The sequence below is a fragment of the uncultured Mycobacterium sp. genome, from assembly GCF_964249325.1.
Taxonomy (GTDB): Bacteria; Actinomycetota; Actinomycetes; order Mycobacteriales; family Mycobacteriaceae; genus Mycobacterium.
The window spans coordinates 6712-15806 of the sequence record NZ_CAXUCH010000094.1; the positions used below are offsets into that span (position 1 = coordinate 6712).

Consider the following 9095-nt stretch of genomic DNA (forward strand, 5'->3'; position numbering starts at 1 on the left):
CGGCTCGGAGTCCACTCGCTGCGCCGCAGCGAACGAGTCGTAAGCGACGCGGGCCATCTGGTCGAAGCTCCACTTTTCGGTCTCAAGACCGAGTCGGGCCTGCAGACCGGCGATCGATACGGAATCCGGCCACAGCGGCGCCACCGTATACGGATCGGTCTGCCGCGAGAGGATGCGGCGCAGTGTTCCTGCCGAGGACTTGCCGAAACCGTAGACGAGCGCGGTGTCGACCTCGCCCGTCAGCAGCTTGATGTAGGCCTCGTAGGCCGCCCAGGCTGCGTCCATCTCGACATGTGATTCGTTGATGGGTGGCACTGCTCCGATCGAGTCGATCGCGGAGATGAACGAAAATGCCCGTCCGGCAAGGTAATCGGATGAGCCGGAGCACCAAAAGCCGATGTCTGCTTTTGTGATGCCGAGCTCGTCGTACAGCTGGGCGAAACACGGCATCAGCATCTCGACACCGTTGGTGGTGCCGTCGGTGCGGCGGACATGCGGGGCGTGGGCGAAGCCGACGACCGCAACATCGCGAGCGTTCATTACAGGTAAGCCCTTTACAGGTGGTGCTTGTAGGTGTCGTAGTCGGCGTCAGGTTCGCCGGTCGGCCGGAAATGCGAGATGTTGTCGATGCCCAGCCCCCATTCCTCGCGCGGCCTCCACACCGCTTCGACCCGCATGCCCATGCGCACCTCCGAGGCGTCGATCTCGGTCACCAGGTGCAAAAACGGGATGTCCGCGCCGTCGAGAAGCACGTAGGCCGCAACATAGGGCGGCTTGATGCGCTGGCCGGCGAACGGGATGTTGATGATCGCGAACGTGGTGATCGTGCCCTTGTCGGACACCTCGACGTAGTTGTCGAGAGCTAGTCCCGTGGCCGGGTCGGCTTCTCGTGCCGGGAAATACACCTTCCCGTGCTCGCCGGTCCGGGCGCCGAGCAGCTTGCCTTCCTGCAGCGCCCGCAGGTAGGCGCTTTCCGGGTGCGAGGCGGTGTGCTGGATCTCCATGTGGATCGGGGTGACGATCATGGTGACCGGATCACGGTCGTCGCTCGATGGCGGAGCGTCGTCGCTGGCCGGCTCTCCTTCGCCGGGGGCGAAATACGCGATGTCGGTCATGGCGCCGACTGGCTCGTCGACCCATTGCGCATGCACTCGCATGCCGGTGCCCATCGCTTTGGGATCACCCGCGTCCACGGCGTGCAGCAGGGTGGTGTCGGCGCCGTCGAGTGTGATTAGCGCCCACGCGAATGGGCGGTCCAAGGGCTGACCCTCCAGCGGTTCGGGTTGCCAGGACCAGGACTCGACGGTGCCGACGCCGGACACCGGTACCATCTCGCCCAGCGGTTCGTAGGTGACCGGGTCGTACTCGGCCGGTGGCACATGCACCCGGCCATCGGATCCGCGCACCCCGAGGATGCGGCGGTCGCGTAAAGCGGTGAAGAACTTACCGAGCGTGGGACCCACCGAACGGGTGTAGTCGAAAGACAACGTCAGCGGTGCCGAAAGAGGTGGCTCGGGTTGTTCGATCAGGGTCAGGCGACTTGAGCTGGCTGTCACGGCTTCGAGTAGAACAGGTTCTAACAATCGTGGCAAGAATCGGTCGAAAGGTAATCTAATGAAGCTCGGGTTGCAGCTCGGATATTGGGGCGCTCAACCGCCGGACAACGCCGGCGACCTGGTGGCTGCGGCCGAGGATGCCGGCTTCGACGCGGTGTTCACCGCCGAGGCATGGGGCTCGGATGCCTACACGCCGCTGGCCTGGTGGGGCGCCTCCACCCGCCGCGTGCGACTGGGTACATCGGTGGTGCAGCTCTCCGCGCGCACTCCGACCGCGTGTGCGATGGCCGCGCTGACGTTGGATCACCTCTCGGGCGGCCGGCACATCCTGGGGCTCGGCGTCTCCGGCCCGCAGGTGGTAGAGGGCTGGTATGGCCAGCCGTTTCCCAAGCCGCTGGCGCGGACCCGCGAATACGTTGACATCATCCGCCAGGTGTGGGCCCGGGAAAAGCCGGTGACCAGCGCCGGTCCCCACTACCCACTGCCGCTGACCGGCGAAGGCACTACCGGATTGGGTAAGGCGCTCAAGCCCATCACGCATCCACTGCGCGCCGACATCCCGATCATGCTCGGCGCCGAGGGTCCGAAGAACGTGGCGTTGGCCGCCGAGATCTGCGACGGCTGGCTGCCCATCTTCTACGCCCCCCGGCTGGCCGACATGTACAACGAATGGCTCGATGAAGGCTTCGCCCGAGCGGGCGCGCGCCGCACGCGGGAGGACTTCGAGATCTGCGCGACCGCGCAGGTGGTGATCACCGCAGACAGGGCTGCGGCGTTCGCCGGCATCAAGCCGTATCTGGCGCTCTACATGGGCGGCATGGGCGCCGAGGACACCAACTTCCATGCCGACGTCTACCGCCGGATGGGCTACTCGGAGGTGGTCGACGACGTCACCACGCTGTTCCGGAGCAACCGCAAGGACGAGGCCGCCAAGGTGATCCCCGATGAACTGGTCGACGACGCCGTGATCGTCGGCGACATCGACTACGTGCGTAAGCAGATCACTGCGTGGGAGGCTGCAGGCGTCACGATGATGGTGGTCTCGGCCCGCAGCCCCGCGCAGGTAAGCGAGCTTGCCGGCTTGGTGTGACTAGTCCTTGCCAGGCGATTAGAACACGTTCTAGATTGACCGGGTGAGCTGGTCAGATCGCGCGTGCGTCGCCGAAGGTCATCTCGACGTTGCGCACCGATCCCGAGACCAGCGCGCGCTTGGGCAGCCCCAGCGAGGCCAGCTCCTTGGCGTAGGTGTGATCGCCAAGCCGCAGCGTCGCGCCGCCGATGCGGCCCCGCACACCCGTCGTCTTCATCTCCCAGGGCACTTCGCGGGTGTTGCCCTCGGCGTAGGTGTAGGTCTTCAGCACCTGGGGCCGCGAGGTGAACGCAGAGGGCACCGGCAACCCGGGGCTGAAGTCGATGCGGGCGATGTGCGAGCCGTCGGCGCTGACGTCGAAACCGAAGTGGCGGCCCTCCCGCACGGTGAAGTCCGCCATGATTTTCGGGAAGCCCCAGATGCGGCGGCCGGCTTCCAACGTGAACGACTGGTCAACCGGCAGGTGATGGATGAACGCTGCGGCCGATCCCAGCGCCCGCAGCCCGCGTGCACGCGAGCCGGGTGGGTTGACCATGACCGCGGTACCGAATTCGTGATACTGCCCGAGGTCCCCGTCGAAGTAGCGGGCCAGCATCAGGTTGACCACGGCGCGTCCGGGCCGATGCTGGCAGACCGCCAGACCGCTGTAGTCGATGAGCCGCTGCGCCGCATCGGCGGCGACCGAAAACATCGCGCTATGCACATCGGCTTTTCGGATCCGGACCGGCATGGTCAACACCGTGCCGGCGATGGTGTGTTGCGTGACAGACATGACGCTCACTGTAGTGGGGAGGGTGGCGATGACTGAAGCGATCGCAATTCCTGACGTGGACCTGACCGACGGCCAGTTCTATGCCAGCGGAGAAGCCCGGGCTGTATATCGCTGGATGCGGGCCAACCAGCCGGTGTTTCGCGACCGCAATGGTCTGGCCGCCGCATCGACATATCAGGCCATCATCGACGCCGAGCGCAACCCGGAACTGTTCTCCAACACCGGCGGGATCCGGCCCGACCAGGACGCGCTGCCGATGATGATCGACATGGACGATCCACCACATCTTTTGCGGCGCAAGCTCGTCAATGCTGGCTTTACCCGCAAGCAGGTGAAGGACAAGGAACAATCGATCGCTGAGCTCTGCGACACACTGATCGACGCCGTGTGCGAACGCGGTGAGTGCGACTTTGTGCGGGACCTGGCCGCACCGCTGCCGATGGCGGTCATCGGCGACATGCTCGGAGTGCGCCCAGAACAGCGCGACATGTTCCTCAAGTGGTCCGACGATCTAGTGGCGTTCCTCAGTTCCCATGTGTCGCAAGAGGACTTCCAAGTCACCATGGACGCCTTCGCGGCGTACAACGACTTCACCAGGGCCACCATTGCCGCGCGCCGGAAAGAGCCTACCGACGACCTGGTCAGTGTGTTGGTGAGCTCTGAAGTCGATGGAGAGCGGCTGAGCGACGACGAGCTCGTCATGGAAACACTGCTAATCCTCATCGGCGGCGACGAGACCACCCGGCACACGCTCTCCGGCGGCACCGAGCAGCTGCTGCGCAACCGTGACCAGTGGGAGATGCTGCAGGGTGATCCGGATCAACTGTTAGCTAGCGCAATTGAGGAGATGCTGCGCTGGACCTCCCCAGTGAAGAACATGTGTCGCACCCTGACCGCAGACACCGAATTCCACGGCACCCAGCTGTACAAGGGCGAGAAGATGATGCTGCTGTTCGAGTCGGCCAACTTCGACGAAGCGGAGTTCGACGAACCTGAGCACTTCGACATCACCCGAAACCCCAACAGCCACCTGGCATTTGGATTCGGCACGCATTTCTGTCTGGGAAACCAGCTGGCCCGGTTGGAGTTGACGCTGATGACCAAGCGAATCTTGGAGCGCCTCCCGGACCTGCGACTGGCCTCCGACGGCCGGCTTCCGCTGCGGCCGGCGAACTTCGTCAGCGGCTTGGAGTCAATGCCGGTGGTATTCACCCCGACGGCGCCCGCGCATCGAGCGTGAAGCTGTTGCGATAAATCGGCGAAATTCTCGCAACAGCTTCACACTCGGTGCGGTAGCGGGCGAAAGCTAGCGACCTTTGAACTGCGGCGTGCGCTTCTCCTTGAACGCCAGCGGCCCTTCCTTGGCGTCCTCGGACAGGAACACCTTGATTCCCAGCTGGGTGTCGATCTTGAACGCTTCGTTTTCGGGCAGGCCTTCGGTTTCGCGGATCGACCGCAGGATCGCCTGCACGGCTAACGGCCCATTGTTCGAGATCACCTCCGCGAGCTCCAAAGCCTTGCTCAGCGCCTGCCGGTCGGGAACGATATACCCGATCAGCCCGATCTCCTTGGCCTCGGCAGCGGTGATGTGCCGCCCCGTCAGCAGCAAGTCGCAGGCCACGGTGTAGGGGATCTGCCGCACCAGCCGCACCGCCGAGCCGCCCATCGGATACAGGCTCCACTTGGCCTCGGAAATGCCGAACTTGGCGCTTTCGCCGGCAACCCGGATGTCGGTGCCCTGCAGGATCTCGGTGCCGCCGGCGATGGCCGGGCCTTCCACGGCGGCGATCAGCGGCTTGGTCAGCCGTCGGCCCTTGAGCAGCGCGTCGATACGCGACGGATCGTAGCTGCCGTCCTTGAAGGATTCACCCGGCGGCCTGGCGGTTGCCGCCTTGAGGTCCATGCCCGCGCAGAAGTAGCCGCCGGCCCCAGTCAGAATGCAGCACCGGATGTCGGGATCATTGTCGACGCGGTCCCACGCATCGACCATGATTTGCATCATTTCGGTGCTCAGCGCGTTGCGGGCCTCGGGCCGGTTCAGCGTCACGATGAGGGTGTGTCCGCGCTGCTCAACTAGGGCGTCGGGTTCTTTTTCAGAGTCGCTCACAAGCGTCTGCCTTCCTCCGCATAGGCCACAGACTTGTCAGGAAATGTAACACGTTCTAATTTGGGGTCCGTGGCCCTGAACATTGCCGACCTAGCCGAGCATGCCATCGACGCCGTGCCTGACCGCGTCGCCCTGATTTGCGGCGACGATCAGCTGACGTATGCGCAGCTTGAGGAGAAGGCCAACCGCTTCGCGCACTACCTGATCGACCGGGGCGTCAAGAAAGACGACAAGGTCGGCTTGTACTGCCGCAACCGCAACGAGATCGTGATCGCGATGCTGGGCATCGTGAAGGCGGGCGCCATCCTCGTCAACGTCAACTTCCGCTACGTCGAGAGCGAACTGCGCTACCTGTTCGACAACTCCGACATGGTGGCGCTGGTACACGAGCGTCAGTACGCCGATCGCGTCGCCAACGTGCTGCCGGAAACCCCCGACGTCAAGACGGTGCTCGTCGTCGAGGACGGCAGCGACAAGGACTACCAGCGCTACGGCGGCGTCGAGTTCTACGCCGCGCTCGAACAGGGCGCACCCGAGCGTGATTTCCGGCCGCGCAGCCCCGACGACATCTACCTGCTCTACACCGGCGGCACCACCGGCTTTCCCAAGGGCGTGATGTGGCGCCACGAGGACATCTACCGGGTGCTGCTCGGCGGAACCGATTTCGCCACAGGCGAATACATCAAGGACGAATACGACCTGGCCAAGCAGGCGGCTGCCGGGCCACCCATGGTGCGGTTCCCCATCCCGCCGATGATCCACGGCGCAACGCAGTCGGCCACCTGGATGGCGCTGTTCTCCGGCGGAACTATCGTCCTCGCACCGGAATTCGATGCCCACGAAGTCTGGCAGACAATCCACAAGCACAAGGTGAACCTGCTGTTCTTTACCGGTGACGCGATGGCGCGACCGCTGCTCGACGCCCTCACCAAAGACAACGACTACGACCTCTCGTCGCTGTATCTGCTGGCCAGCACCGCCGCGCTGTTTTCTCCGAGCATCAAGGAGAAACTGCTTGAGCTGCTGCCGAATCGGGTCATCACCGACTCGATCGGCTCATCGGAGACCGGGTTCGGCGGCACCAGCGTCGTCGCGAAGGGCGAGGCGCACACCGGCGGGCCGCGGGTCACCATCGACAAGTGGACGGTGGTGCTCGACGAGGACGGTAACGAGGTCAAGCCGGGCTCGGGTGTGCGGGGCGTCATCGCCAAACGCGGTCACGTCCCAGTCGGCTACTACAAGGATCCGGAGAAGTCCGCGGCCACCTTCAAGGTCATCAACGGCGTCCGCTACGCCATCCCGGGCGACTATGCGACCGTCGAGGAAGACGGCATGGTGACGCTGCTGGGCCGCGGCTCGCAATCCATCAACAGCGGCGGGGAGAAGATTTACCCCGAAGAAGTCGAGGCCGCTTTGAAAGGCCACCCAGATGTGTTCGACGCGCTGGTGGTCGGCGTACCCGACGAGCGCTACGGCCAATGTGTGGCCGCCGTCGTGCAACCGCGACCCGGAACACGCCCGTCTCTTTCCGAACTCGACCAGTTCGTGCGCAGCGAGATCGCCGGATACAAAGTCCCCCGGAAGCTTTGGTATGTCGATGAGATCAAGCGATCACCCGCGGGCAAGCCGGACTACCGCTGGGCCAAGGAGCAGACGGAAGCTCGGCCCGCCGACGAGGTGCATGCCAATCACGTACGGGCTTGATGCGCACGCAGCTGTGCAACGACGGGTCGGTATCCGCGACAGCTAGCTGCGTCTACAGTCGAGTCGCGATGACCATCGACGCGTGGATGCAGCACCCGACCCTGCGGTTTTTGCGCAGCGACATGCTGACGTCGTTGCGGCGCTGGACCGGCGGTTCGATACCTGATACCGAGGTCCCAATCGAGGCGACCATCGCGTCCATGGACGCCGGGGCCTGTGGACGTCGGCCTATTGTCCGCGTGGCACGGCCCCAATGGTCAAGACCTCGTCAGCAACGACGAGGTCGCCGACTGGATGCGATTGCACCCCAACCGGTTTGCCGGGCTGGCAGCGGTCGACCTGGATTGCCCGATGGATGCGGTGCGTGAGTTGCGGCGACGAGTGCGTGACGACGGGTTCGTCGGCCTGCGTGTGGTGCCGTGGTTGTGGAATGCGCCGCCGACTGACCGCCGCTACTATCCGCTGTTCGCCGAATGCGTGCAGTTGGGTGTGCCGTTCTGCACCCAGGTGGGCCACACGGGTCCGCTGCGGCCGTCGGAGACGGGGCGCCCGATTCCCTACATCGACCAGGTGGCGCTTGACTTTCCCGAGCTTGTCGTCGTGTGCGGGCACATCGGCTATCCGTGGACCGAGGAGATGGTCGCCGTCGCCCGCAAGCACGAGAACGTCTACATCGACACCTCCGCCTACACCACGAAACGATTCCCCGAAGAACTCGTCCGGTTCATGAAAACCAGCACCGGCGGGCGAAAAGTGTTGTTCGGCACCAACTATCCGATGATTGCGCATGCGCACGCGCTCGCAGGTCTCGACGAACTCGGGCTCGACGACGAGACCCGTCGCGCGTATCTGCACGGCAACGCCGAACGAGTCTTCGGGCTCAACCGACGGGAGGCGCAGCCATGAACGGCGCGCATGCGTTGATCAACACGTTGGTCGACGGCGGAGTCGAGGTGTGCTTCGCCAACCCGGGCACCTCCGAAATGCACTTCGTCGCAGCGCTGGACAGTGTTCCGCGGATGCGCGGCGTGTTGACCTTGTTCGAGGGTGTGGCCACGGGCGCGGCCGACGGCTATGCCCGTATCGCCGGGCGGCCTGCCGCGGTGCTGCTGCACCTGGGGCCCGGGTTGGCCAACGGGCTGGCCAACCTACACAATGCCCGACGCGCCCGAGTGCCGATGGTGGTGATCGTCGGCGACCACGCCACCTCTCACAAGAAGTACGACGCCCCATTGGAATCCGACATCGACGCGCTGGCCGGCAGCGTGTCCGGCTGGATGCGCCGAAGCGACAACCCCGCCAGCGTCGCAACCGACACTGCGGAAGCGATTGCGAAAAGCCGAGAGGGTTGCCAAATTTCGACCCTGATCGTGCCCGCGGACGTGTCGTGGTCAGACGGTGCCACAGCGGCAGCGGCGCCCAGCCAACCGCGGCCGTCGGCGGTCGACACCGATGCTGTCGAGTTGGCCGCCAAGGTACTGCGATCCGGGGAGCCCACCGTGATCCTCGTCGGCGGTGACGCCACCCGCGCGCCGGGGCTGACCGCGGCCGCGCGTGTCGCTGCGGCCACAGGCGCCCGCTGGTACTGCGAGACGTTCCCGACACTGCTGCAGCGCGGCGCCGGCATCCCCGCTGTCGACCGGCTCGCCTACTTCGCCGAAGCCGTCGCCGCCCAACTCGACGGCGCTAGGCATCTCGTGCTGGCCGGGGCGGCATCACCGGTGTCGTTTTTCGCCTACCCGGGAAAGCCCAGCAACCTCGTGCCGGAGGGCTGCGAGGTCCACCAGCTCGCCGGCCCCGCCGGTGCCGCCGCCGCATTGGCTGCGCTGGCCGACGTCCTGGCGCCCGGCACTGCTGCCGCAGTTG

At 65.0% G+C, this 9095-nt stretch carries 7 protein-coding genes and 2 pseudogenes (1 of these 9 running past the window's edge); 5 read left to right on the forward strand and 4 right to left on the reverse strand.

Features of this window, described 5'->3' with window-relative positions:
• Together ACFE99_RS13460 and ACFE99_RS13465 are read right to left on the reverse strand one after the other, a co-directional pair.
• A pseudogene (locus tag ACFE99_RS13460) lies at positions 1 to 540 on the reverse strand (thiolase domain-containing protein) (it extends 579 nt beyond the left edge of the window).
• Positions 541 to 554: 14 nt separating this feature from the next.
• Complete coding sequence (locus ACFE99_RS13465; RefSeq protein WP_375486034.1) at positions 555 to 1556, reverse strand: Zn-ribbon domain-containing OB-fold protein; 1002 nt, start codon at positions 1554 to 1556, stop codon at positions 555 to 557.
• Between the two features lie 58 nt (positions 1557 to 1614).
• Between ACFE99_RS13465 and ACFE99_RS13470 the strand changes: the two genes are divergently transcribed.
• Entirely contained in the window at positions 1615 to 2646 is a 1032-nt protein-coding gene (locus ACFE99_RS13470; RefSeq protein WP_375486036.1) for an LLM class F420-dependent oxidoreductase, read from the forward strand.
• Between the two features lie 52 nt (positions 2647 to 2698).
• On the opposite strand, the gene ACFE99_RS13475 is transcribed toward ACFE99_RS13470, so the two are convergent.
• Entirely contained in the window at positions 2699 to 3418 is a 720-nt protein-coding gene (locus tag ACFE99_RS13475; RefSeq protein WP_375486038.1) for an acetoacetate decarboxylase family protein, read from the reverse strand.
• 28 nt (positions 3419 to 3446) lie between these two features.
• On the opposite strand from ACFE99_RS13475, the gene ACFE99_RS13480 reads away from it, so the two are divergent.
• On the forward strand, positions 3447 to 4658 hold the full coding sequence (locus tag ACFE99_RS13480; RefSeq protein WP_375486040.1) for a cytochrome P450: 1212 nt from the start codon (positions 3447 to 3449) through the stop codon (positions 4656 to 4658).
• Positions 4659 to 4724: 66 nt separating this feature from the next.
• Here the strand turns inward: ACFE99_RS13480 and ACFE99_RS13485 are convergent, their stop codons facing one another.
• Positions 4725 to 5525, reverse strand: coding sequence for a crotonase/enoyl-CoA hydratase family protein (locus tag ACFE99_RS13485; protein ID WP_375486043.1), 801 nt, complete (start codon positions 5523 to 5525; stop codon positions 4725 to 4727).
• Positions 5526 to 5585: 60 nt separating this feature from the next.
• On the opposite strand from ACFE99_RS13485, the gene ACFE99_RS13490 reads away from it, so the two are divergent.
• The 3 genes and pseudogenes from ACFE99_RS13490 to ACFE99_RS13500 all read left to right on the forward strand — a co-directional run.
• On the forward strand, positions 5586 to 7229 hold the full coding sequence (locus ACFE99_RS13490) for an acyl-CoA synthetase (RefSeq protein WP_375486045.1): 1644 nt from the start codon (positions 5586 to 5588) through the stop codon (positions 7227 to 7229).
• 68 nt (positions 7230 to 7297) lie between these two features.
• Positions 7298 to 8135: pseudogene (locus ACFE99_RS13495) on the forward strand (amidohydrolase family protein).
• Positions 8132 to 9095: acetolactate synthase large subunit (locus ACFE99_RS13500; protein ID WP_375486047.1), on the forward strand; the 964-nt coding region annotated here is incomplete at its 3' end. The pseudogene ACFE99_RS13495 and the gene ACFE99_RS13500, both read left to right, overlap by 4 nt.